This window comes from Bradyrhizobium sp. SZCCHNS3016 (assembly GCF_032484535.1).
Classification (GTDB): domain Bacteria; phylum Pseudomonadota; class Alphaproteobacteria; order Rhizobiales; family Xanthobacteraceae; genus Bradyrhizobium.
This window is the reverse complement of sequence record NZ_JAUETE010000001.1, coordinates 326,278-348,834: the sequence shown is the minus strand read 5'-3', so window position 1 is coordinate 348,834 and position 22,557 is coordinate 326,278. Positions and strand designations below refer to the sequence as shown.

24 protein-coding genes are annotated in these 22,557 nt (G+C 66.1%); all 24 read right to left on the bottom strand.

Features of this window, described 5'->3' with window-relative positions; all coding sequences use genetic code 11:
- Positions 1 to 5: 5 nt before the first annotated feature.
- The gene (hypE, locus tag QW881_RS01660; RefSeq protein ID WP_315754999.1) at positions 6 to 1,046 is read right to left on the bottom strand and encodes a hydrogenase expression/formation protein HypE; all 1,041 of its coding nucleotides are present in this window, start codon (positions 1,044 to 1,046) and stop codon (positions 6 to 8) included.
- The gene (gene hypD, locus QW881_RS01655) at positions 1,043 to 2,170 is read right to left on the bottom strand and encodes a hydrogenase formation protein HypD (RefSeq protein WP_315754996.1); all 1,128 of its coding nucleotides are present in this window, start codon (positions 2,168 to 2,170) and stop codon (positions 1,043 to 1,045) included. Before hypD ends, hypE begins: the two co-directional genes overlap by 4 nt.
- Positions 2,167 to 2,403 carry a HypC/HybG/HupF family hydrogenase formation chaperone gene (locus QW881_RS01650; protein WP_315754994.1) on the bottom strand — a complete coding sequence of 79 codons (237 nt, stop codon included), beginning with the start codon at positions 2,401 to 2,403 and terminating at the stop codon, positions 2,167 to 2,169. The genes hypD and QW881_RS01650 overlap by 4 nt, the downstream gene beginning before the upstream one ends.
- Positions 2,403 to 4,670, bottom strand: a complete 2,268-nt coding sequence (hypF, locus tag QW881_RS01645; protein ID WP_315754992.1) for a carbamoyltransferase HypF — start codon at positions 4,668 to 4,670, stop codon at positions 2,403 to 2,405. The genes QW881_RS01650 and hypF overlap by 1 nt, the downstream gene beginning before the upstream one ends.
- Positions 4,667 to 5,653 (bottom strand): hydrogenase nickel incorporation protein HypB, encoded by a 987-nt coding sequence (gene hypB, locus QW881_RS01640; protein ID WP_315754990.1) that lies wholly within the window; start codon positions 5,651 to 5,653, stop codon positions 4,667 to 4,669. The genes hypF and hypB overlap by 4 nt, the downstream gene beginning before the upstream one ends.
- A complete protein-coding gene (gene hypA / locus QW881_RS01635) occupies positions 5,653 to 5,994 on the bottom strand; it encodes a hydrogenase maturation nickel metallochaperone HypA (RefSeq protein ID WP_315754988.1) in 342 nt (113 codons plus the stop codon). The genes hypB and hypA overlap by 1 nt, the downstream gene beginning before the upstream one ends.
- Positions 5,987 to 7,093, bottom strand: coding sequence for a nickel-dependent hydrogenase large subunit (locus QW881_RS01630; protein ID WP_315754987.1), 1,107 nt, complete (start codon positions 7,091 to 7,093; stop codon positions 5,987 to 5,989). Before QW881_RS01630 ends, hypA begins: the two co-directional genes overlap by 8 nt.
- A complete protein-coding gene (gene hybE, locus QW881_RS01625; protein ID WP_315754984.1) occupies positions 7,090 to 7,593 on the bottom strand; it encodes a [NiFe]-hydrogenase assembly chaperone HybE in 504 nt (167 codons plus the stop codon). Before hybE ends, QW881_RS01630 begins: the two co-directional genes overlap by 4 nt.
- Complete coding sequence (locus QW881_RS01620) at positions 7,590 to 7,802, bottom strand: rubredoxin (protein WP_315754982.1); 213 nt, start codon at positions 7,800 to 7,802, stop codon at positions 7,590 to 7,592. The genes hybE and QW881_RS01620 overlap by 4 nt, the downstream gene beginning before the upstream one ends.
- Entirely contained in the window at positions 7,799 to 8,662 is an 864-nt protein-coding gene (locus QW881_RS01615; protein ID WP_315754980.1) for a hydrogenase expression/formation protein, read from the bottom strand. Before QW881_RS01615 ends, QW881_RS01620 begins: the two co-directional genes overlap by 4 nt.
- The gene (locus QW881_RS01610) at positions 8,659 to 9,105 is read right to left on the bottom strand and encodes a hydrogenase accessory protein (RefSeq protein ID WP_315754978.1); all 447 of its coding nucleotides are present in this window, start codon (positions 9,103 to 9,105) and stop codon (positions 8,659 to 8,661) included. Before QW881_RS01610 ends, QW881_RS01615 begins: the two co-directional genes overlap by 4 nt.
- Before the next feature lie 235 nt (positions 9,106 to 9,340).
- Positions 9,341 to 9,631, bottom strand: a complete 291-nt coding sequence (locus QW881_RS01605) for a HypC/HybG/HupF family hydrogenase formation chaperone (protein WP_315736711.1) — start codon at positions 9,629 to 9,631, stop codon at positions 9,341 to 9,343.
- Between the two features lie 22 nt (positions 9,632 to 9,653).
- On the bottom strand, positions 9,654 to 10,241 hold the full coding sequence (locus QW881_RS01600; protein ID WP_315754976.1) for a HyaD/HybD family hydrogenase maturation endopeptidase: 588 nt from the start codon (positions 10,239 to 10,241) through the stop codon (positions 9,654 to 9,656).
- 12 nt (positions 10,242 to 10,253) lie between these two features.
- Entirely contained in the window at positions 10,254 to 10,997 is a 744-nt protein-coding gene (cybH, locus tag QW881_RS01595) for a Ni/Fe-hydrogenase, b-type cytochrome subunit (RefSeq protein ID WP_315754974.1), read from the bottom strand.
- A gap of 15 nt (positions 10,998 to 11,012) precedes the next feature.
- Complete coding sequence (locus QW881_RS01590) at positions 11,013 to 12,803, bottom strand: nickel-dependent hydrogenase large subunit (RefSeq protein WP_315736708.1); 1,791 nt, start codon at positions 12,801 to 12,803, stop codon at positions 11,013 to 11,015.
- A 21-nt stretch (positions 12,804 to 12,824) separates the two neighbouring features.
- On the bottom strand, positions 12,825 to 13,916 hold the full coding sequence (locus QW881_RS01585) for a hydrogenase small subunit (protein WP_315736707.1): 1,092 nt from the start codon (positions 13,914 to 13,916) through the stop codon (positions 12,825 to 12,827).
- A 240-nt stretch (positions 13,917 to 14,156) separates the two neighbouring features.
- Positions 14,157 to 15,596: a nickel-dependent hydrogenase large subunit gene (locus QW881_RS01580; protein ID WP_315754971.1), complete on the bottom strand. Its 1,440-nt coding sequence runs from the start codon at positions 15,594 to 15,596 to the stop codon at positions 14,157 to 14,159.
- Positions 15,593 to 16,609, bottom strand: coding sequence for a HupU protein (locus QW881_RS01575; protein WP_315755154.1), 1,017 nt, complete (start codon positions 16,607 to 16,609; stop codon positions 15,593 to 15,595). The genes QW881_RS01580 and QW881_RS01575 overlap by 4 nt, the downstream gene beginning before the upstream one ends.
- A 15-nt stretch (positions 16,610 to 16,624) precedes the next feature.
- Positions 16,625 to 17,746 carry a HoxN/HupN/NixA family nickel/cobalt transporter gene (locus tag QW881_RS01570; protein WP_315754969.1) on the bottom strand — a complete coding sequence of 374 codons (1,122 nt, stop codon included), beginning with the start codon at positions 17,744 to 17,746 and terminating at the stop codon, positions 16,625 to 16,627.
- 175 nt (positions 17,747 to 17,921) lie between these two features.
- A complete protein-coding gene (locus QW881_RS01565; RefSeq protein WP_315754966.1) occupies positions 17,922 to 19,238 on the bottom strand; it encodes a trypsin-like serine protease in 1,317 nt (438 codons plus the stop codon).
- A 147-nt stretch (positions 19,239 to 19,385) separates the two neighbouring features.
- Positions 19,386 to 20,093: a phosphate regulon transcriptional regulator PhoB gene (phoB, locus tag QW881_RS01560; protein WP_315754964.1), complete on the bottom strand. Its 708-nt coding sequence runs from the start codon at positions 20,091 to 20,093 to the stop codon at positions 19,386 to 19,388.
- A 16-nt stretch (positions 20,094 to 20,109) separates the two neighbouring features.
- Positions 20,110 to 20,826: a phosphate signaling complex protein PhoU gene (phoU, locus tag QW881_RS01555; protein WP_315713504.1), complete on the bottom strand. Its 717-nt coding sequence runs from the start codon at positions 20,824 to 20,826 to the stop codon at positions 20,110 to 20,112.
- A 30-nt stretch (positions 20,827 to 20,856) separates the two neighbouring features.
- Positions 20,857 to 21,678, bottom strand: a complete 822-nt coding sequence (pstB, locus tag QW881_RS01550; RefSeq protein ID WP_315713505.1) for a phosphate ABC transporter ATP-binding protein PstB — start codon at positions 21,676 to 21,678, stop codon at positions 20,857 to 20,859.
- Positions 21,675 to 22,556 (bottom strand): phosphate ABC transporter permease PstA, encoded by an 882-nt coding sequence (gene pstA / locus QW881_RS01545; protein ID WP_315754961.1) that lies wholly within the window; start codon positions 22,554 to 22,556, stop codon positions 21,675 to 21,677. The genes pstB and pstA overlap by 4 nt, the downstream gene beginning before the upstream one ends.
- Position 22,557: the final 1 nt, after the last annotated feature.

Here is a 22,557-nt window from a genome sequence, read left to right as displayed (position 1 = left end):
GTGTCTCAGCAGATCCGCGGCAACTGCTCGCCGGACAGCCAGTCGACGATGCGGCCGCCGCCGAAGCTCGTCGCCATCTGGACGAAGCGGTGATCATCGGCTACGGCTTCGCCGATCTCGGCGGCATCGCGGCCGAGCGGATGCGCCCGCATGGCGGCGAGCACTGCGCCGGCCACCTCGGGCGCGACCACCGCGACGAGCTTGCCTTCGTTGGCGACATGCAGCGGATCGAGCCCCAGCAGCTCGCAGGCGGCTGCGACCGCAGGCTTCACCGGAATCGATTCCTCGTGCAGGCGGAAGCCGAGATTGGACTGCTGGGCGATCTCGTTCATCGTGGCCGCAACCCCGCCGCGCGTGGGATCGCGCATCAGCCGGATGCCGGCGCCGCCGGCCGCAACCATGTCGGCGACGAGACCGTGCAGCGAGGCCGAGTCCGAGATGATCTCGGTGTCGAAGGTGAGATTCTGCCGCCTCGACATGATGGCGACGCCGTGGTCGCCGAGGCTGCCGGACAGCAGCACGCGATCGCCGGGCCTGGCTTTGTCGGCCGACAAATCGAGGCCTTCAGGCACGACGCCGACACCGGCCGTCGAAATGAACACGCCATCCGCCTTGCCGCGCTCGACCACCTTGGTATCGCCGGTGATGATCGCGATGCCCGCCTCGCGCGCCGCCTCGCCCATCGCATCGGCGATCCGCTTCAGGTCGGCAAACGGAAACCCCTCCTCGATGATGAAGCTCGCCGACAGATACAGCGGCCTGGCACCGGCCATGGCGATGTCGTTGACCGTGCCGTGCACCGCCAGCGAGCCGATATTGCCGCCGGGGAAGAACAGCGGCGAGACCACATAGCCGTCGGTCGTCATCACCATGCGGCCGGCGGCGACGTCGAACGCCGACTGGTCGTTGCCGCGCGCCAGCCACTCATTGCCGAACGCCTCGTGGAACAGGCCGGCAATCAGTTGCGCCATCGCGCGACCGCCGGCGCCATGCGAGAGATCGACGCAGCCGTTCTTCATGTCGAGCCGGCGCTGATGCATGCTCATGATGCAAGCCTCCGCTGATGGTCGCGGAAGCGGCCATAGGTCCAATGCGCCGCGCAGGCGCCTTCCGACGACACCATGCAGGAGCCGATCGGCGTCTCCGGCGTGCAGGCGGTGCCGAACAGCCGGCAGTCCACCGGCTTCTTCAGGCCGCGCAGAATGGCCGGACATTCGCAGGCCGGATTGTCGGCCACCACCAGCTCGGACATGGCAAAGCGCAGCTCGGCATCGAGATGCGCAAAGCCGGGCCGCAATTTCAATGCGCTCGCCGGAATGCTGCCGAGGCCGCGCCATTCGAACTGGTCGCGCAGTTCGAAGATCTCGGCGACCTCGCGGATGGCGCGCTGGTTGCCGCTGCCGGTGACCGCGCGACGGTACTGGTTCTCCACCTCGTGGCGGCCGTCATTGACCTGGTCGATCAGCATCAGGATCGCCTGCATCATGTCCAGCGGCTCGAAGCCCGCGATCACGACGGGCTTGCCGTCATCGCGCGCGAACGGCGCGTAGGGCTCGGTGCCGATCACGGTCGAGACATGCGCCGGCCCGACGAAGCCGTCGATCTCGACCGTGTCGTCGCTGTCGAGGATCGCGCGCATCGCCGGCGGTGTGAGCACGTGATTGCAGAACACGGTGAAGTTCGACAACTGCTTCTTCTCGGCGGCCCGGATCATCACGGCCGTCGGCGGCGTCGTGGTCTCGAAGCCGATGGCGAAGAACACCACCTCGCGGCCAGGATTCTGCTCGGCCAGCGCGATCGCATCCAGCGTCGAATACACCATGCGGATGTCGGCGCCGCGCGCTTTCGCCTTGAGCAGCGAGGACCCGCGCGAGCCCGGCACGCGCATCAGGTCGCCGTAGACGCAGAGGATGACCTCGGGCCGTTCGGCCAGCGCGGTCGCCATGTCGATGCGCCCGGCGGGCAGCACGCAGACCGGACAGCCGGGGCCATGGATCATGCGCACATTGTCGGGCAGCATGTCCTCGAGGCCATAGCGCGCGATCGCATGGGTATGTCCGCCGCAGAACTCCATGAAGCGATAGGCGCGCGCCGGATCGGCCTTGGCGCGGATGGCGCGCGCAAGACCTGTCGCCAACTCCTTGTCGCGAAACTCGTCGGCATATTTCATGGCCTGACCTCCGCCACAGCCTCGCCCATCTGCCGGAGCAGGTCGAGCGTTTCGCGCGCCTCCTCCGGATCGATCTTGGCCAGCGCATGGCCGACATGGAGAATGACGTAGTCGCCGACGGCGATCTCCTCGATCAGCGCGACCGAGACCTCCTTGCTGACGCCGTCGATCGAGACGATCGCCATGTCGTCGGCCAAGAGCTTGATCACCTCGGCAGGAATGGCCAGGCACATCAGACGGTCCCTCCAGACATCACATTGTTTTGTGTGAGATGCAGACCAGCCACCCAGGCCTGCCCGAGGCTGAGGCCGCCGTCATTGGGCGGCAGCCGGCGCGGCAGCAGCGGATCGAGGCCTGCGGAACGGCAGCCGCGCACGACCTGCTCGGCCAGATGCGCATTGAGGAAACAGCCGCCGCTCAGCACGATCGTACCGATGCCGGTCGCGCGCGAAGCTCTCACGATCCAGTCGACGCAGGCCGCGGCCAACGTGCCGTGAAACAGCCCGGCCGCTTCGACGGCGTCGAGATCACGCGCGATCAGATGCGCGAGCAGCGGCCGCAGCGACAGCACGCCATGGGCAATGGTCCAGCCGCGCTCAAGCGTCGCCGGTTCACGCACCAGCGCCTCCAACTTCATGGCCGCCTCGCCTTCATAGCTCTGCACCGTGCTGACACCGAGCAAACCAACTACGGCATCGAACAGCCGGCCGGCGCTGGTGGTGACCGCGGTATCGGCAAGGTCCAGCAGCGTGGCTATGTTGCGCGACTGTGGCAGGGCCGCGAAACGCCGCCCGATCTCCTCACCGCGACCGATCTCGTGCAGCACAGAAGCCGCCATCCGCCACGGCTCCCGTGCGGCCCTGTCGCCGCCCGGCATCTTCAACGGAGCGAGATGACCGAGGCGCTGGAAGCCCGCTCCGTCGCACGACAGCAACTCACCGCCCCAGGCGCCGCCGTCGCTGCCATAGCCGTAGCCATCCAGCACCAGCGCGAGGGCGGGGCTGGTCACGCCATGCTCGGCCATGACGGAGGCGGCATGCGCATGGTGATGTTGCACCGGCAGCGTCGGCAGACCGTGTGCCTGCGCGAACCGCGTCGACGCCATGTCCGGATGCAGGTCATGGGCGATCGCGACCGGCTCGACGTCCAGGATGGCGGTGAGATGTTCTATCGTCTCCTCGAAGAAGCGGATCGCCGCCGCCGTGTCGAGATCGCCGATATGCTGCGACACGAAAGCCTCGTCGCCGCGCGTCACCGTCACCGTTGCTTTCAGCTGAGCGCCGACCGCGAGCACCGGCGGCATGGCGCGCGCGAGCCGGATCGGCTCCGGAACATAGCCGCGCGCGCGCCTGACGAAGCGCGGAACGCCGGTCACGACGGCAAGCACGGAATCGTCGGCGCGGATGACGATGTCCCGGTCGTGGGTGACGATCAGGTCGGCAATGTCGGCAAGATCCGCGAGCGCCTCGGCGTTGTTGGTCAGCAGCGGCTCCCCGCTCGGATTGGCGCTGGTGCAGACCAGCGCCCATGGTCCGTCGGCAGCCGCGCGGCGGCCCGCCTCCAGCACATGGAAGATCAGATGATGCAGCGGAGCGACCGGCAGCATCACCCCGATCTTTGCGAGGCCTGGTGCGACCGGAGACGCAACACGCTGGCGTGAGCGCAAGAGCACGATCGGCCGCGCCACCCGCTCCAACAGCGCGCGCTCAGGCGCATCGATCTCGGCAATCTCATTTGCGGCGTCGGCCGTGGCCAACATCACGGCGAACGGCTTGCCGTCGCGCTGCTTACGGGCACGCAGCCGCTGGACGGCCTGCTCGTCTCGCGCATCACAGAGCAACTGATAGCCGCCGAGCCCCTTGACGGCGACGATCCTACCATTCGCGAGCGCGGCCGCGATCTCATCGATGCCGTGGCTGAGCCGCGGCCCGCAGCTTGGACACGAGATCGCCTCGGCATGAAAGCGGCGCCCTGCGGGATCGTCGTAGTCGGACCGGCACGCCTCACACATCGGAAAGTGCTTCATCGCCGTGGACGCGCGATCGTAAGGCAGGCGCTCGGCGATGGTGAAGCGCGGGCCGCAATGGGTGCAGTTGACAAAAGGATAGAGATGGAAGCGGCTACCGGGATCGAACAGCTCGGCCAGGCATGCGGCACAGGTGGCGGCGTCCGGCACGATCCGCGTCGTGACGCGCCCGCCCACGCTCCCGGCGATCCGGAAGCCCGTGCTGGTACCGGCCGCGATCGGCTCGACGGCGATGTCGTCGATGCGCGCCAGCGGCGGTGTCTGCCGCGGCAGAGCCTCGACGAACTCAGCGACCTCGTCGCCCTCGACCTCGATCAGCACGCCATCAGCATCGTTGGCGACGAAGCCGCCGAGCCGATGGCGGGTTGCCAGACCATGGACATAGGGACGAAAGCCGACGCCCTGCACGGCCCCGCGGACGCGGAGCCGGAGGCGCGTATGGTTCGCCGCCGATGTCCGGCCGGGCGTGCTCATCCCCGCACCGCGTTCGCTGCGCCCGCCCGCATCCGCTCAGACTGCTTCCTGATCCAGGCGTAGAACGCCGAAAGGCCCTCGCCTGTCTTCGCGGAGATCGTCAGCACCTCGATCTTCGGATTGACGCGGCGGGCATATTCGATCGTCTGCGCAAGATCGAAATCGAGCACCGGCGCCAGATCGATCTTGTTGATCAGCATCAGCGATGACGCTGCAAACATGTCGGGATATTTGAGCGGCTTGTCCTCGCCCTCGGTGGTCGAGAACACGACGATCTTGCAGGCCTCGCCGAGATCAAAGGCGGCCGGACATACGAGGTTGCCGACATTCTCGATGAACAGCAGCCCGCCGCGCAGCGACGGCAGCCGGCCAAAGGCTTCGCCGACCATGGCCGCGTCGAGATGACAGCCCTTGCCGGTGTTGATCTGGATCGCCGGCACGCCGGTGGCGCGGATGCGCTCGGCATCGTTGGAGGTCTGCTGGTCGCCCTCGATCACCGCGACGGGCCGACTCTGCTTGAGATCGGAGACGGCGCGGACCAGCAGCGAGGTCTTGCCGGCGCCCGGGCTGGAAACGAAGTTGAATGCCAGCACGTCATGCGCGGCGAAGCGCGCGCGGTTTTCTGCCGCGAGCCGGTTGTTCTTGCCGAGAATGTCGCGTTCGATCTGGATGATGCGCCCGCTGGAGAGACCGGCAACCTCCTGCCCGGCCGGATTGGCCGAACAGTCGACGTGGTCGGCAGCATGATCATGTTGATGATCGTGCGCGCGACCGTGATCATGCGGGTCATCATCGTGATGGTGACCATGCTCGTAATCGTAATCGTGATCATGATCATGATGATGGCCGTGATGGTGATGATGTCCGGACTGATCATGGCTGTGATCGTGTCCATGAGCCTGATGATGCTTACCGTGATCGTGATGATGATCACCGGATTCGACGGAGGGCTTGCCGTCGCTGCAGCCACACACCGTACACATTACTCGACCTCCAGCTCCTTGACCCGCATGTCCTCACCGCCCGTGACCTGCAGCTGATGACTGCCGCAGGCCGGACAAGACTGATAGCGTAGACTGATCTCGACGCCGCGCGAGCAGCCCAGGCACCATGCCGTGCCCGGCTGTTCGATGATCTCGAGCGCTGCCCCCTGCAACAGGGTCTTCGCGGTCACCGCCTCGAAACAGAATCGCAGCGCCTCCGGCGCGACATGGCTGAGCGCACCGATCTCCAACCACACGGTCTTCACCGTGGAGAAGGCGCCCTTACGTGCCTCCTGCTCGACGATCTCGACAATGCCTTCGCACAGCGCCATCTCATGCATCGGCCACCCCCCGGAACGCCAGGTGATAGCCGACGCAGGGATCGAACGATCCGACCATCGTATGGATGGCCTGGCGATCGACGGTGCCGCGCAGCGCAACCCCCGTGAGGCTCCTCACGACAGGACCGCGCGGATGAAAATTCCATTCCGTCGGCGCCAGATACTCGAAACGCGAGACCGCGCCGTGCGCATCCAGCTCGATCGCGTGATGCAGCCGGCCGCGCGCGCATTCGACTGCGGCGGCGCCGCGCCGCGACCCGAGCGCGTAGCTTGCGACGGCATGCGGGTCGGCCGCCTGGTCCTCCGCGTCGCCGGTCTCGATCCAGCGGAACAGCTCAGCAATCTCAGCGATCTTGGCTGAGAGGCGTTCGACGGGACCAGCCGATGCCAATTGATGGTGCTCCGCATAGCGGGCCCAGACTCCGGTCTCCGGAACGCGGCCGTCGAGCTCGGGAGCCTCAGCAAAGGCAGATCCCACGTCGATCAATTGCGTGACGATGGCGCCATCATCGGCGGCCGACAGGATGTCGTGCTCGGCCGGCATGTGCCTCCATCCTCCATCATCGGCGGCCTTCCGGGCCGCGTCCATCATCGATGCAAGCGGAGTTCCCGGCAGAACCGGTTCCGCTGGCAAGCCTATGCCCAGAGCCACCATGCCCGTCTTGATCTGAGACAAGGTTGCAGCGCGAGATTGCTGCGGGGCATCAGCGCCGGAATGCATCTGCAGCGACGCAACCGCTTGCAACAACCGTTGTGTCAGCGGGGCCGCATTGCGATTGTCCGCCATTGAAGCGATCAGCAGACCGCGCATGAGTTCGGCGAAGCGTTCCGCCAGCACCGTCTGGATCCGACGATGACGCGTCGACGGCGTGGCCTCCTCACCGCGCGCCGCTTCCAACGCCGAGAGGAGCGCGACCTGATGCGCACCGGCGCACAGCGAGAACAGCCGCGGCAGGGCCGCAAGCAGCATCTCGGCCGGCTTGCCGGCGAACAGCCGTCCCAGCGGCGGCCGCGTGCGCGGCTGAATGTCGACGCCTGTAATCCGCCGATCGGCGACCGACAGCGTCACGTCGATGCGGTTGCGAAAGCCGAGGGTCATGCGCGGCCCTCGGAGAGGGTGCCGCGCAGGAACGCGCGGCGATCGATCGTGCTCGACGCCTTCGCGGCGCGTTCGGACAACGCCTCGTCCTCAGGTGCCGCCATCAGCGCGGCCAGCGCGGCCTCCGCCGCCGCACGCGCCGCGGCCATGTCCGCGAACTCGAACATCGGCGAGAACAGCGAGCAGCTCGCGATCCGCCCGATCCCGGCGATATCGCCGATCGTGAACTCGAACGAGCCGGCCGGAAGCACGATCTTGACGACGGATCCCGCGGAGCCCTGGGCGGCCGGAGTGACCACGTTCATGAACCAGGGCGTGACGACGATGCCGAGGATACGGCCGTCGACCACTGAAAATCCGATCGCCTCGACGTCGAGCGCGTCGTGATAGATCGGCAGCTCGCGCATCGCACGAGCGCCGATCTCACGATAGACGCCGGCGAGACGCTCGCCCCACGCGACCGGCGTGACGTCAGACGTGCCCTGCGCGTCCGCGCTCATTGCTCGACCACCATGAACTTGGTCTTCGGCGCGTCGCAGTTCGGGCAATGCCAGTCGTCCGGCAGCGCCGCGAACGGCGTGCCCGGCGGAATCTGCGCGACGCCGTCACCTTCGGCCGGGTCGTAGCGCGTCCAGCAGATGCCGCACTCCAACAGCGCGTCATCAGCGAGATCGCTGCGGACACCGTAATTCTCGAAGCCACCGCTCATGTGAAATAGGCCTCGATGATTTGGGTCAGGCGCTCGGCCGAATCCTCGAAATCCTCGGCTGCAGCGAGCGCGACCACCGGCACGCCGCCGACTTCGAGGGTGTCGAGAATGATCGTATCCATGGCGTTGAAGAACTGCACCGACCAGACATGGCGGATGCCGGTCGCGAGCACGCGGCAGGTGCCGTAGCCGCGCGACATCAACTGGATCGGGCCGTTGCCGAGCGTCTGCTGCAGGAAGCTCATGTCGGCCGGGCTCATCGGCAGCAGCGTGAAGTTGATGGTCTGCGAACGCTGGCCCGGTCGCCAGGACAACGCGCGCTCGCGGATCTCGGCGAGCACCGGCAGCGCGTTCATCGTGCCCTCGGGCACCGGTCCGATCGCGATGTCATTTGCGGTCAGGTCGGCGGCCGCGCGCGACACGATCTCCGGCACGGCGCCGACCTCGATGTAGTCGTGGCGCTCGTCCGCTTCCAGCCGCACCCGCCAGATGCCGGCGAGCACCGATTCCTGGATCTGGGCCAGCGTCCCGTCGGGAAGAGCCACGACGCCCGCGACCTCGCCTTCGCCCAGCACGTCGTCGATCAGCCGCCGCTCGAGATCGTTGAGGCCTTCGAGACGGAATAATTGCGTCTGTGCGCCGGCCGTCTGCGCCGCGATGGCGGATGCAATCGTCGACAGCAATTCGACCGCGCGCGGACAGCTCCGCGCCAGCGCCTCCGAGTCGAGCGAGGCCAGCTTGGCCAGCGCTCCGGAAGCGGTCAGCCCCTTGTGGGAGGTATCGAGCGCCTCTTCGCCGATCGGAAAGATGTTGACCGGCTCCTCGGCTCCTTCAGGCGCGATCCAGAATCCCGGCTTCATCGCTCGACTCCCGCAGGCTGATGGACGGGGACGATGCTGGCGACGACCGCCGCCGTCGCGCCCCGCGGCCGGTCGATCAGCCGCGAGATGCGATCGACATAAACAGACCAGTCCTGGATCTTGGCGATCAGGCCGAGCGTCTCCGCCCCGCGGCACAGGATCAGGCTCGGCTGCACACGCACGCCGAATCGCGCCCCGAGTTCGGCCTCGGCGTCGCGCGCGATGATCGCGCCGCGCAACCGGCCCTGAAACGCCGTGATCAGCTCCGGCAGCACGATGGCCACGTCGAGCGCCTCCGGAAACCGCGCGGGATCACCTGCCGACAGCAGCACCGCGACCAGCCCGGCGCGATCGGCCTCGGCGAGAAAGGCGTCGACGGTGCCGACATCGACCTCCGGCAACCCGCCTCGCATGCGCGCGGGGTCACGCTGCTGCATTTCCATCGATGCTTCTCCCTGACCAGTTATCGTTGCCGTGCTCTCCACTTTAGCAATCAACGTGCCAGACGCCCACGCGACAGCGGATAGCTCAATATATTGAAATATATCAGATTTTTATCGAGATTAAGGGCTGCGCAATCAATCGGAAAGCCACTTTCCAGACAATGCCCGTCAACTTACCTTACTTATGGAAATCTTGTTGCCAGGACTCTGGCGCCCGCCCAGGGGCATAACGCCGCTACCGCAGATGCTCCGGAAGCTCCGGCTCGCGCCCGATCAGATCGGCGAAGAAGTCGTCGCAATTCTCGCCGTTCACGGCCGCCTGCAGGCCGCGCAGCGCCTCGCCGATCAGCCGCGCTTCTTCGTCATCGAGCAGGCGAACGGCGTTGTCGATATAGACGAGCACCTTGGCTCCGACCGGCGGGTTCGACAGCAACAGCACCGAGACGCGGCGCTCCTCGCCGTCGAAGCTGCACAGCGCCGAGACGCCATCGGTCTCGAGGATTGTCATCGGCAGGCCAAGACACATGTCGGATTCCCTCGCGGCGCGGTTACTCGGCCGTGCGCGCCCGCAGCTCGTAGCTGTGATGGTCGATGTCGTTCGCGAGCAGGCGTTCGTCGCCGGCGAGCGGTTCACGCCGCGACACGGCGGGCGCGCCCCATTCCGCCAGCAGGGCGCAGGCCAGCTCGATCGCCGGCGCGATCTGCGCACGAACCGGCGCAGTCAGCGGACCGCCCCAATCCTCGAGGTCGAGCGGCTGGCAGCCGATCAGCGCAAGCCGCTGCGGATAGCGGCCGAGCAGGTCGGCCGCGCTCAGTACTTCCTGGAAGCCCGTCTGGTGCAGGCTCATCTTCTTGGCGCCGGTGAAGCGCGGCACCTCGTCATCGCGGACGAGCTTGAGCTCGCCCGGCACAAGGCCATAGTCGATGGCGTCGAACACGATCAGGCCGTCGGCTTCCTCGACATAGTTGACGAGGTAAAGTCCCTGCGTGCCGCCATCCAGGATCGTGACGTTGTCGGGCACGGTGAAGCGGCGGTGGAATTCCTCCACCACCCGCACGCCGAAGCCTTCGTCAGCCCAGAGAATGTTGCCGATCCCGAGCACCAAAATGCGATCGCGCCCGCTCTCATCGACCATGCCGGCCCCCTGCTAGTCGCGGAACTGCCGTTCGCCTGAGATCATCGAGGAGATGATGCTCTGGCGTGACATGATGTCTTCGCGAATGGCGGCATAGACATGCACCATCACGAACGTGACCAGCGCCCACATCCCGAGGTGATGCCAGGTATGCACATCCTGGCTGTTCGGCCAGATCGCAAACACCCAGCCAAACAATTTGTGCTGCCAGCTGTCGATCCCGGTGCCTTCCGAATAGAGCGCAAAGCCGGTGACGATCATGAAGGTCACGAACAGCGTGAAGCCGATGAACATCGCCGTCTGCGCCAGAGGATTATGGCCGACATACATCTTCGGCTCACGTTCCAGGAAGGCGTACCAGCGGATCTCGTGCAGCACCTCTTTCCAGAACTGCTTGCGATGCACCGGAATGTAGAAGATCTGCCGGGAGTGATGGTTGCCGACAAAGGCCCAGAAGATGCGGGCGAGGAAGAACACCGCCAGCACCTGTCCGGCAGCGAAATGGGCAAAGCGGATATAGCCCATCACGAAGTTCGCCGACGCCTCTCCCGACACCGTCGGGAGCGGTGATCCGATGAGATAACCGGTGATCATCAGAACGATGATCGCGAACGCGTTGACCCAGTGGCAGATGCGCACCGGCGCTTCGTAGACATAGACCGTGGGCCGGCCGACCGCATGCTCGCCGGCGGCGTCGGCTACGATCGCGGCGATGTCCGTCCCCGACTCGGGCGGGCGTGCAACTGCATCCATCATGACCCTGCTCCCGTGCTACCTGACCTTGACCTTGGCCAGTTCCTGGCCATCCGGACTCATGACGTGCGTCGAGCAGGCCAGGCACGGATCGAAGGAATGGATCGTGCGCAGGATCTCCAGCGGCTGCTCGGGATTGGCCATCGGGGTGTTCATCAGCGACGCCTCGAATGCGCCGATGTTGCCCTTGGGATCGCGGGGCGAGCCGTTCCAGGTCGTCGGCACGACGCACTGATAGTTGTCGATCTTGGTGTCCTTGATCTTGATCCAATGCGCGAGCGCGCCGCGCGGCGCCTCGGTGAAGCCGACGCCCTTGGCCTCCTTCGGCCAGCTCTCGGGCTTCCATTTGTCGACATTCGCCGTCGAGCTGTCGCCCGCCTTGATGTTGGCGATCAGCTTGTCCTGGAAGTAGCGCATCTGCCGTCCGGCCCAGACCGATTCCAGCGCGCGCGCCGCGGTGCGCCCGAGCGTGGAGAACAGCGCCGTCAGAGGCAGGTCGAGATCTTTCAGGAACTTGTCGACGGGATCCTTGAACTCCGCCTTGTTCTGCGCATAGCCGACGACCCAGCGTGCGAGCGGTCCGACCTCCATCGCATGTCCGCGCCAGCGCGGCGCCTTGATCCAGGAATATTTGCCGCCCTCGTCGAGCTCCTTGATGTCCGTCTTGGTCCCCTTCGCGTTGGGGCCGAGCACGTAGTTCGGCTCGGTGATGCCATCCCAGGGATGCAGTCCCTTGGTCTCGTCGGGGTATTTGTACCAGGAGTGAACCACGAACTCCTGGATCTCGTCCGGATTGGCGTGATCGACCGGAAACACCTCGGACAGGTTGCCGTTGATGATCGCGCCACGCGGCAGCTTCAAGCTCTTGGCGGAGTAGTCATTGGCATGCTCGGGCACGTCGCCATAGGCGAGCACGCTCTTGCCGGACAGGCCGCCGCCATAGAGCCAGTCCTTGTAGAAGGAGCCGATCGCGGCGACGTCGGGCAGATAGACCATCTCATTGAACTCGATCAGGCGATCGATGATCGAGGAGACGAGATTCAGCCGCTCGATGTTGATGGCGCCGACGGCACCGGTGCCGTCGATGTTGATCGGACACGGCACGCCGCCCACGAGCCAGTTCGGATGCGGGTTCTTGCCGCCGAAGATGGTGTGGATCTTGACGATCTCCTTCTGGAAATCGAGCGCCTCCAGATAGTGCGCCACCGCCATCAGGTTGGCTTCGGGCGGCAGCTTGTAGGCCTTGCTGCCCCAATATCCATTCTTGAACGGGCCGAGCTGCCCCGACTCGACGAACTTCTTGAGGCGGGTCTGGAGGTCCCTGAAATAGCCGGGCGACGACAGCGGCCAGCTCGAGATCGACTGCGCCAGCGTCGACGTCGCCTTCGGATCGGCCGAGAGCGCCGAGACCACGTCGACCCAGTCCAGCGCGTGCAGATGATAGAAGTGCACGACGTGGTCGTGCACTTGCAGCGCAAGCTGCATGAGGTTGCGGATGGAGTTGGCATTCTCCGGAATGGTGATGCCGAGCGCGTTCTCGACCGCGCGCACCGATGTGAGCGCATGCGTTCCGGTGCAGACGCCGCAGATCCGCTCGGTGAAGGCCCAGGCGTCGCGCGGATCGCGATTCCTGAGGATCACCTCGATGCCGCGCCACATCGTGCCGGTGGAAACCGCATTGCGGATGACATTGTCGGAGTCGACGTTGACCTCGACCCGCATGTGTCCCTCGATGCGGGTGACCGGATCGACGACAATGCGCTTGCCGGAATTGTCGAGATTGAAGCCGTTGGGAGTCTGGATGCCCATCGTTGCCTGCCCTGAATGCGATCAATGATCTTGTTTGGCGTCGTCGCGCTTGGTGGCGAGCCGTTTCACGGCCGTCACCGCCGCATGCGCCGCGACCGCTGCACCCACCGTGCCCGCGGCCACCATGCCGACCTGGTCGGCGTTGTGCTCGATGCCGAACTGCTTGATGTTGGTGAGACGGTCGTAGAACGAGCCCTTGTCCCAGAAGCCGTCCTCGGAGCAGCCGATGCAGCCGTGACCGGACTGGATCGGGAACGACACGCCGCCGTTCCAGCGCACGGTCGAGCAGGCGTTGTAGGTGGTCGGACCCTTGCAGCCCATCTTGTACAGGCAGTAGCCCTTGCGCGCCGCCTCGTCGTCCCACTCCTCGACGAACTGGCCGGCGTCGAAATGCGGCCGGCGATAGCACTTGTCGTGGATACGTTGTGAGTAGAACATCTTCGGCCGGCCCTGGCGGTCGAGCTCCGGCAGCTTGCCGAAGGTGGTGATGAAGGTGACGACGCCGGTCATGACTTCCGCGATCGGCGGGCAGCCCGGCACCTTGATGATCGGCTTGTTGGTGATGACCTTGTCGATCGGGGTCGCCTGCGTCGGATTGGGCTTTGCCGCCTGCACACAGCCCCAGGAGGCACAGGCGCCCCAGGCGATGATCGCCATGGCGTCCTCGGCCATCATCTTCAGCTTTTCGACGAACGGCTTGCCGCCGTCGATGCAGAACATGCCACCTTCGTTCAGCGGCGGATTGCCCTCGACCGCAAGAATGTACTGTCCCTTGTACTTCGCACGCGTCTCGTCGAGGATGGCCTCCGCCTGGTGGCCGGCCGCCGCCATGATGGTGTCATCATAGTCCAGCGAGATCATCGACAGCACGGCATCCTTCACCAGCGGATGCGCCGAGCGGATGAAGCTCTCCGAGCAGCACGTGCACTCGAGCCCGTGCATCCAGATGACCGGCGTGCGCGGCTTGGTTTCCAGCGCATTGGCGATGCGGCTCGCCGCGACCGGGCCGAGGCCGAGGCTCGTCGCGGTCAGGCTACAGAACTTGTGAAAGCTGCGCCGCGTGATGCCCTGACGCCTGATGACGCTGTAAAAAGTTTCCGTTGCCGCGCCCATGAGTCCTCCCCTGACATCGCGTTGGCGATCATCTGATCGCGTTCTGGCGAGAAGGACAGCAAGATGCGGGCCAGCATCACGGCTGGATTTGAATCATAATGATTTCAGATGCTTGAAGCGGTGCGATCGCAGCGATGGAGCCTTCGGTGATGGATCGCGCGCGACAATCGGAAATCACGCGCTTTGCACCGACAATCTTGTTTCCGCTTGCCGCTTGCCGCCTGCCTGTGTGCAGCGCGCTCAATGCGCCGTGCAGACCATGCAGGGATCGAACGACCGCACCACGTGCTGGATGCCGACCGCACGCGCGCCGGCATCGCCGACCTCGGTGCCGACGAGCGCCTGCTCGAGCGGGCCCGCAACGCCGTCGGCGTCGCGCGGCGAAAAATTCCAGCTCGTCGGCGCGATGATCTGATAACGCTCGATCCGGCCGGAGCGCACCGCGAGCCAGTGGCCGAGGCTGCCGCGCGCAGCTTCCACGAGCCCGACGAAATTGCCGTCGACCGCGCTGGCGCTGTTTTCGCAAAACGGCTCGTTGAGACGCAATGCCTTGATCCAGTGCTCGATCGACAGCGCGAGCTGCGCGGTTTCGATCAGCCGGGCGATGACACGATTGCGGACATTGCTGCGACCGCTCGCGAGCAGCGCGGTGATCAACGGCTGACCGTCGATGGCCTGCCTTGCGAGAGCGCCGACCTCGACCGGTTCTCCCGCGAGACGCGGCGCCTTGCACCAGCTATAGGCGTCGGCTTTGTCGGCATCGGGCACGGTGCGGCTCTCGGCCGGATCGAGCGACGTATCGTGCATCCAGGCGTGCGAGACGTCCTCGGTGATGCCGTCCGACGGCAAAGCCTGGACCTCGCCACTGCTCGTGCGGACGCCAGCGCTAAAACGAGCCCCATTGAAGTCGTGATACGCGCCGAAGCTCATCAAGAGACCTGGTCCGCTGCCGAGGTCGGCCAGCGCGAGCGCATCGGCCAGCCGAAGGAAATGCGCGAAGTCGCCGGCGCGGCCCTCGCGCCAACGGTCGAGTTCGTCCGGCGTCGACAAGGCGAGCACGTTCTCCAACTTGTCGGCGAACAGGACGCGCTCAAGGAAACCGCGAAACGACGCCGCGATCGCGTTGAGCCGCACGCGCTCGCCGAGCTCGATCGCGCGCGTCGTCCCGCCTGGCTGGAAGGCGAGACTGTGCGGCCATTTGCCGGCGATCAGGCCCATGATCTCGAGCAGTCGCGCGCGCGCAGGCAGGGCATCGCGGGCAGCGTTGCCCTTAGTCGCCGCGAAACGTTCGGCCGCGGTCGAATGCCAAGTGTGCGAGGCATAAGCATCGCGGGCGAAGTCCGGCATGAAGAAGATGTAGAAATGCGTCAGATGATCCGCCGCGTTCTCGGCCGCGTGCGCGATGTTGCTCGCGAGGATGCCGTTTGGTGCTGCCGCAATGCCCATGGCCTGGCGCAACGCCGCGGCGGCCGCGATCGATTGCGACACGGAGCAGATGCCGCAGATGCGCGGCGCGATCACCAGGGCGTCGAGCGGCGGCCGGCCCTCAAGGATCTGCTCGAAGCCGCGATAGAGCGGCGCCGTCACCTCCGCCCGCGCGACGCGGCCGCTCTCGATATCGAGCCTGACCTCGAGATCGCCTTCGACACGATTGAACGGTCCGACCGTGATCCGCGTCATGGACGGCGCTTGTCGCCGGAACGGCCCGGCGGCACCACGACATGATCGGCCGTCGCATTGAGTCGGACGCGGCGCGGCGTGGCCGATTTCGACAGCGCTGCGAGCGCGACGAACCAGGCTTTCGGCATGTCGGTGGGAAGGCCGACGGGGATGCCGGCGAGCTTCGCCGTCTCCAGATAGTTCTGCGCGCTCTCGAAGCCCGGCGAGGTGCAGGCGATGCAGGCATAACCGCCCTTGGTGCAGGAGCCGCCGCCGTTCCACGAGCGCTGATTGCAGTCGCCGACCGCCTGCGTTGCGCGGCAGCCGAGATGCTCCATCAGGCAGCCGCGCTCTGACATCGCTTCCGCACTCGCCTTGAACTCGTAGAACTCGTTGCGCGAGCAGCCGTGATGAGCGAGGTGGTTGGCGATGAAGGTCGGACGGCCGACTGCGTCGAGACCGTCTGCCGTCAGATCGCCCGAGGTAAGCGCCAGCAGGCTCTCCATCATCCAGCCCGGATGCGGCGCACAGCCTGCGACGTTGATCACCGGCAGCCCGCGTTTCGAGCGGAAGGCCGCGCCAAGCGCGCCGCCGATATCGCTGCCCTCGAACTGCAGTCCGACCGCATCGGTCGGATTGATGCCAGCCGCGGGAATGCCGCCATAGGCGGCGCAGCTGCCGACGGCGACGACGTAGTCGGCCAGCGGCGCCAGATCGAGCAGCCAGTGATAGATCGAGCGGTTGGTGCCGGCGAGCATGTTGAAGCGGCCGGTCAGACCAGGTCCGCGCGCCACCGAGCCTTCGAGCACCAGCAGATCGAGCCGCTCGCGGCCGTCGCGGATCGCCTCCAACAGCTCCACCACCTCGTCTCCGGTCTGCTCGCTGACGGAGGGATGCCATACCAGATCGATGCCGGATTGGCGCAATTCGTCGAACCAGCCGGACGCGCCGCTTTCCAGGATCGACATCGTGCAGCCGCCGCAGCTCGCGCCCTGCAGCCACAGCATCCTGATCGTTCCCTCCGAGCCGACCATCATGAGGCCCCGCTCCTAGCCCGTCTCATGCGTTCCGCTTCGTATCGCTGGCGGGTTTAGCGCCCCCGCACGAACGCTGGCAAGCGCTTCGCCGGGCGTCGCCTCGGAACCGCGCTGGCTGCGACCGAGCAGCCTGGCGACCGCCCAGATCAGTCCGAACAGGCCGATCGCGACGAGCCCGAGATTGGTGACATCGTCGCCCAGCGCGGTGGCGACGTCAGCCCATCCCCCCGTCAGGCCAAGCCGCGGCGCCAACAGCGTGAACGCCTCGAAGCTGCCGATCACCAGCGCGATCGCAACGGATGCGCCGGTGATCACGAGGTTATAGCGCAGCTTGCGTGCGGGATCGGTCAGCGCCCAGCGATAGGCGCCGACCATCAGCATGCTGTCGGCGGTGTCGACAGTGGCCATCGCAGCCGCGAACAGCGCCGGGAATACCAGCACATGGGCGAGGCTCGCGCCGCGCGCAGCCTCGGTCGCCGACAGGCTGAGAAGCCCGATCTCGCTCGCGGTGTCGAAGCCGAGACCGAACAGGAAACCGAGCGGATACATGTGCCAGGCGCGTCCCACCAGGCGGAGCACGGGGCTCAGCAGGCGGATGAGGATGCCCCGTCCGGTGTTTCCGGCTGTTTCCATCTCGGACTGTGGCTGTGCCGTGCGGCGCCAGAGGTTCACGAACAGAATGAGGTTCGCCAACGCGATCAGCAGCAGGAAGCCGGCCGATACCGACGTGCCGATGACGCCGCCGATCGCCCTGATCGCGCTCTCTTCATCCAGGAGGTCGGCGCCGGCGATGAGGCTCACGACGATGGTGGCTATGACGACGACGCTGGAATGGCCGAGCGCAAAATAGAGGCCGGCGGCGCGCGGGGCGCTACCGTCCTGCACCAGCTTCCGCACGACGTTGTCGATCGCCGCGATGTGATCCGCATCGACCGCATGGCGCAGTCCGAGCAGCCAGGCCAGCATCGCGGTGCCGACGATGGCGGGCCGGTCGGCGTAGAGCGCGAACGCCCAGGCCCAGGCGAGCGCGTTGGCGGCGACCAGCCCGCCGACGAGCGCAACGTTGCGGCCGGGCTGCGACCGCCACCACAGCAGCCGCGCGGCCCGAGGATGATCAATTGGAACAATCGTCATACTCAGACTGTAGCAAGAGCCAGGCCAGTTCGGTAAGGCCCCGCTGCAGGCGAAAGCTGCAGGAAAACCTGGGTGGCGCTTCCCGGACCGCCCTCTCGCTTGGCAACCCGCTATCCAGTCACGCACAGAACATGACCAGCGGCGGGGACCTCGTCCCTCTCGCCCCCTCCTTCGCTCACCGCGCCGAGGCACTCTGTGCCGCGATCTCGCGCCGCACGACCGTCTCGAACTGGCTCGCGGGGGCGGCGAACATCAGCCGGGTCTCCTCGTGGAACGCCGAGAAGATGCCGACCACGGCCGGCTGTCCGCCGACTTCGGCGAGGATGGGGGAGCCGGAATAGCCGAAATTGGCGAGGCAATGCACCGTCAGCAGCATCCCGTCCTTGGTCATGCCGGCGCTGCAATTGCGCTGGCCGGTCGGCGAATAGCGCCGCTCCTGGCCATAGCCGATCTCGGAGATGGTTCCGGCCGATGTCGCAGCCTGCAATTCCTCGCGCGTCAGCGCCTTGACCGCGACCGGCTTCGACGGCAGCGCGTCCTTCAGCACGATCAACGCCCAATCGGCGGGCGAGCGGTCGAGCGACCACCTGTCGTGCTGGATCGGGACAAAGTCCGGCGCCACGATCAGCTTGTCGGCGACCGACGATGCCGCCGGCGTGCCCCGGTTCATGCCGGCCAGGAAGCGGACGTTGCCGGGGCTGACCTGCGCCACGCCGTTGAACACGCAATGCGCCGCGGTGAGCACGACGCGCGGCGCGACCAGCGTGCCGGTGCACCAGCCGCCGCTCGAGTATTGCGCGACGGTGACGACGCCGATCGACGACGCCGGCCAGGAGGTGGGATCGACGACCTCGCCGATGTGGCGATCGAGCCCGAGCAGTTGCTCCGGACGCGGAGTGGCAATGCCCGCATCCGCCGATTCCGGTTTCGGCTGCCAGGACGCAATGGCGCTCTGGGCCTGGACGCGCTGCGGCTCGGTCAACTTGACCCGCTGCACGTCGCGGCCGGCCGATCGCACGCCGTTGCGGCCGGCCATCACCAGCCAGGCATAACCCTGCACGACGTCCTGCTTCGCGCCACGGCCGTCGAGCAGCATCAGGCCGAGCATGTATTGCGACTGCGCAAAGCCCTGCGCCGCCGCGCGGCTGAACCAGCGACTGGCTTCGCCGTAGTTCGAGGCAACACCCTCGCCATTGACGTAGGCGATGCCGAGATAATGTTGCGCGACGGCGAGCCCCTGATCGGCGGCCTTGCGGTACCAGGCCAGCGCCTCGCTCGGATTACGCGGCACGCCCCAGCCGAACGCCTGCATGAAGCCGACGTCGAACTGCGCCCGCGCATCGCCCTTGGCGGCCAGCGGCAGCAGCCGTCGCATCGCCGCCGCATGCTGCCCGTTGCCTGCCGCCGCGACCGCGTCTTCGAGCTCGGCGGCCGGGGCGCCCGCCGCGCCGCCGAGCAGCACGGCAAGAGATATGATGATGGTCTTGATCAAGGGCGTCCGCTGGGACCGAAACATCGTGACGGGCCACGAAGCAGACACGATCAAGACGGCGGCGGCGTGGCGGAAAGCGGACCGCGATCTCCTCAATCGGGCCGCCTCGCGCCTCACACCTGCTTCGTGCTCACGCCGGATCGCCCCTTACACCTGCTCGCTCTTGGCGAAGCGGTCATCGAGCGCATAACCGGCGCCGCGCACCGTGCGGATCGGGTCCTGCTCGCGGCCGGGATTGAGCAGCTTGCGCAGGCGGCCGATATGGACGTCGACGGTGCGCTCGTCGATGTAGATGTCGCGGCCCCAGACGCTATCGAGCAGCTGTTCGCGGCTGAACACGCGGCCGGGGTGCTCGAGGAAGAATTCGAGCAGGCGGTATTCGGTCGGGCCGAGATCGATCGGCCGCCCCGAGCGCGCCACGCGGCGCTTCTCGCGGTCGAGCTCGATGTCGCCATAGGACAGCACGGTCGCCAGCCGCTCCGGGCTCGCCCGCCGCAGTAGGCCTTTCACGCGCGCCAGGAGCTCCGGCACCGAGAACGGCTTGACGATGTAGTCGTCGGCGCCAGTGGCGAGTCCGCGCACGCGCTCGCTCTCCTCGCCGCGCGCCGTCAGCATGATGATCGGCAGTTGCCGGGTCTCGGAGCGCGCGCGCAGGCGGCGGCACAGCTCGATGCCGGAGAGGCCCGGCAGCATCCAGTCGAGCACGACGAGATCCGGAACGCGCTCCTTGAGCCGCGTGTCGGCCTCGTCGCCGCGCGCCACGGTCTCGACCTCGTAGCCTTCGGCCTCGAGGTTGTAGCGCAGCAGCGTCGTCAGCGCCTCCTCGTCCTCCACCACCAGAATTCGGGCGCCCATGTCTGAACCGTCTCTCTTAGTTACCGGGAATCGTCGATGCGAAGCTCGTCATGTCGCCCTTCGGGCGCTTGTCCATGATCTGCTGGCCTTCGATCATATAGAACACCGTCTCGGCGATGTTGGTCGCGTGATCGCCGATCCGCTCGATGTTCTTGGCGCAGAACATCAGGTGGATGCAGAACGAGATGTTGCGCGGATCCTCCATCATGTAGGTCAGGAGCTCGCGGAACAGCGACGTGCAGATCGCGTCGACCTCCTCGTCGCCCTTCCACACCGTCATCGCCGCCGGCAGGTCATGCGCGGCATAGGCGTCCAGCACCGTCTTGACCTGCGACTGCACGAGATCGGTCATGTGCTCGAGGCCGCGGATCAGCTTCAGCGGATGGAAGTCGCTTTCCAGCGCGGCGACGCGCTTGCCGATGTTCTTGGCGAGGTCGCCGATGCGCTCCAGATCGGTCGCCACGCGCATCGCGCCGACGATCTCGCGCAGGTCGACCGCCATCGGCTGGCGACGGGCGATCGTGAGCACGGCGCGCTCCTCGATGATGCGCTGCAGCTTGTCGACCTCGGCGTCGGTGGCGACCACCTTCTGGCCGAGCGCGATGTCGCGCCGCACCAGCGCATCGACGGAATCGACGATCAGCCGCTCCGCGAGGCCGCCCATCTCCGATACCAGACGGGTGAGGTCCTGCAGATCGCTGTCGAACGCCTTGGCGGTATGTTCACTGGCCATGATGATCTCCTGAAGACAATGTCGTCGGCGTCAGCCGAACCGGCCGGTGATGTAATCCTGGGTCCGCCGATCACTCGGCGAGGTGAAGATCTTGCTGGTGTCGTCGAACTCGATCAGCTCGCCGAGATACATGAAGGCGGTCTTGTCGGAGACGCGCGCCGCCTGCTGCATGTTATGCGTCACGATGGCGATCGTATAGTTTTCGGCGAGCTCCTGGATCAGCTCCTCGACCTTGGCGGTCGAGATCGGATCGAGCGCCGAGCACGGCTCGTCGAACAAGATCACCTCCGGCCGGACCGCCACGGTGCGCGCGATGCACAGTCGCTGCTGCTGGCCGCCGGACAGCGACAGGCCCGAGGCGTTGAGCTTGTCCTTGACCTCGTTCCACAGCGCGCCGCCGCGCAGCGCCTTCTCGACCCGGTCGTCCATCTCCGACTTGGAGATCTTCTCATAGAGGCGGATGCCGAAGGCGATGTTCTCGTAGATCGTCATCGGGAACGGCGTCGGCTTCTGGAACACCATGCCGACCCGGGCGCGCAGCAGATTCAGATCGAGCTTGGGATCGAGGATGTTGGTGTTGTCGAGCATCAGCTGCCCGGTCGCGCGCTGGCCCGGATAGAGATCGTACATCCGGTTGAAGATGCGCAGCAGCGTGGACTTGCCGCAGCCGGACGGGCCGATGAACGCGGTGACGCGGTTGGTGCCCAGCGACAGGTTGATGTTCTTCAGCGCGTGATGGTCGCCGTAGTAGAAGTTGAGGTTGCGCGCAGTCACCTTGGCCGGCGCATCCGGAAGCGCCTTGCCGTGAAGAGCGTGATTGGGCTGACTGACGGAGACGGACAGTTCGGTCATTTGGTGTTCCTCTCGGCGCCGAGAATGCGTGCACCGATGTTCAGGGCGAGCACGGCCAGAGTGATGAGAAGGGCTCCGCTCCAGGCCAGTTGCTTCCAATAGGCATAAGGGCTCTGGACGAAATTGTTGATGGTGACGGGCAGGTTCGCCATCGTCTTGGAGAGGTTGAGGCTCCAGAACTGGTTCGACAGTGCGGTGAACAGCAGAGGCGCGGTCTCGCCGGCGACGCGGGCGGTGGCGAGCAGCACGCCGGTGATGAGGCCCGAGCGCGCCGCCCGATAGGCGATGCGGCGGATCACCAGCGAGCGCGGCAGGCCGAGCGCAGACGCCGCCTCGCGCAGCGGGTTGGGCACGAGCAGCAGCATGTCCTCGGTGGTGCGCAGCACCACCGGGATCACGATGACCGCCAATGCAAGGGAACCCGCGAGTGCCGAGAAGCCGCCCATCGGCACCACGACCGCACCATAGATGAACAGGCCGATGATGATCGAGGGCGCCGACAGCAGGATGTCGTTGATGAAGCGGATCACCGAGGTCAGGCGGTCATTGCGGCCGTATTCGGCGAGATAGGTGCCGGCGAACAGGCCGAGCGGCGCGCCGATGCCGACGCCGATGATCGTCATGATCAAGGAGCCGACGATGGCGTTGCGCAGGCCGCCTTCGCTGGAGCCAGGCGGCGGCGTGTCGGCGGCAAAAACCTGCAGGCTGAGGCCGGCGAGTCCGTTATAGAACAGCGTGAACAGGATCAGCGCCAGCCAGGTGACGCCGAACATCGCGGCGGCGACGCAGAGGCCGCGGATCACGATGTCCCTGCGGCGCCGGCGCGCATAGATCGGATTGACCTGCGCATCGAGTGTAAGCGTGTCAGCGCTTGACATG

Coding starts and splice junctions, on each gene's coding strand:
- QW881_RS01630 (WP_315754987.1), bottom strand. CDS start 7,093: ATGACCCTCGGCTTTCGCAACCGCATCGACGTGACGCTGTCGGTCGCC.
- cybH (WP_315754974.1), bottom strand. CDS start 10,997: ATGATGGATGCAGTTGCACGCCCGCCCGAGTCGGGGACGGACATCGCC.
- hybE (WP_315754984.1), bottom strand. CDS start 7,593: ATGAGCGCGGACGCGCAGGGCACGTCTGACGTCACGCCGGTCGCGTGG.
- QW881_RS01600 (WP_315754976.1), bottom strand. CDS start 10,241: ATGGTCGATGAGAGCGGGCGCGATCGCATTTTGGTGCTCGGGATCGGC.
- hypE (WP_315754999.1), bottom strand. CDS start 1,046: ATGAGCATGCATCAGCGCCGGCTCGACATGAAGAACGGCTGCGTCGAT.
- QW881_RS01570 (WP_315754969.1), bottom strand. CDS start 17,746: ATGACGATTGTTCCAATTGATCATCCTCGGGCCGCGCGGCTGCTGTGG.
- phoU (WP_315713504.1), bottom strand. CDS start 20,826: ATGGCCAGTGAACATACCGCCAAGGCGTTCGACAGCGATCTGCAGGAC.
- hypB (WP_315754990.1), bottom strand. CDS start 5,653: ATGTGTACGGTGTGTGGCTGCAGCGACGGCAAGCCCTCCGTCGAATCC.
- QW881_RS01610 (WP_315754978.1), bottom strand. CDS start 9,105: ATGGAAATGCAGCAGCGTGACCCCGCGCGCATGCGAGGCGGGTTGCCG.
- QW881_RS01620 (WP_315754982.1), bottom strand. CDS start 7,802: ATGAGCGGTGGCTTCGAGAATTACGGTGTCCGCAGCGATCTCGCTGAT.
- QW881_RS01615 (WP_315754980.1), bottom strand. CDS start 8,662: ATGAAGCCGGGATTCTGGATCGCGCCTGAAGGAGCCGAGGAGCCGGTC.
- hypD (WP_315754996.1), bottom strand. CDS start 2,170: ATGAAATATGCCGACGAGTTTCGCGACAAGGAGTTGGCGACAGGTCTT.
- phoB (WP_315754964.1), bottom strand. CDS start 20,093: ATGGGCGCCCGAATTCTGGTGGTGGAGGACGAGGAGGCGCTGACGACG.
- hypF (WP_315754992.1), bottom strand. CDS start 4,670: ATGAGCACGCCCGGCCGGACATCGGCGGCGAACCATACGCGCCTCCGG.
- QW881_RS01575 (WP_315755154.1), bottom strand. CDS start 16,609: ATGGTCGGCTCGGAGGGAACGATCAGGATGCTGTGGCTGCAGGGCGCG.
- QW881_RS01605 (WP_315736711.1), bottom strand. CDS start 9,631: ATGTGTCTTGGCCTGCCGATGACAATCCTCGAGACCGATGGCGTCTCG.
- QW881_RS01650 (WP_315754994.1), bottom strand. CDS start 2,403: ATGTGCCTGGCCATTCCTGCCGAGGTGATCAAGCTCTTGGCCGACGAC.
- pstB (WP_315713505.1), bottom strand. CDS start 21,678: ATGACCGAACTGTCCGTCTCCGTCAGTCAGCCCAATCACGCTCTTCAC.
- QW881_RS01580 (WP_315754971.1), bottom strand. CDS start 15,596: ATGACGCGGATCACGGTCGGACCGTTCAATCGTGTCGAAGGCGATCTC.
- pstA (WP_315754961.1), bottom strand. CDS start 22,556: ATGTCAAGCGCTGACACGCTTACACTCGATGCGCAGGTCAATCCGATC.
- QW881_RS01590 (WP_315736708.1), bottom strand. CDS start 12,803: ATGGGCATCCAGACTCCCAACGGCTTCAATCTCGACAATTCCGGCAAG.
- hypA (WP_315754988.1), bottom strand. CDS start 5,994: ATGCATGAGATGGCGCTGTGCGAAGGCATTGTCGAGATCGTCGAGCAG.
- QW881_RS01585 (WP_315736707.1), bottom strand. CDS start 13,916: ATGGGCGCGGCAACGGAAACTTTTTACAGCGTCATCAGGCGTCAGGGC.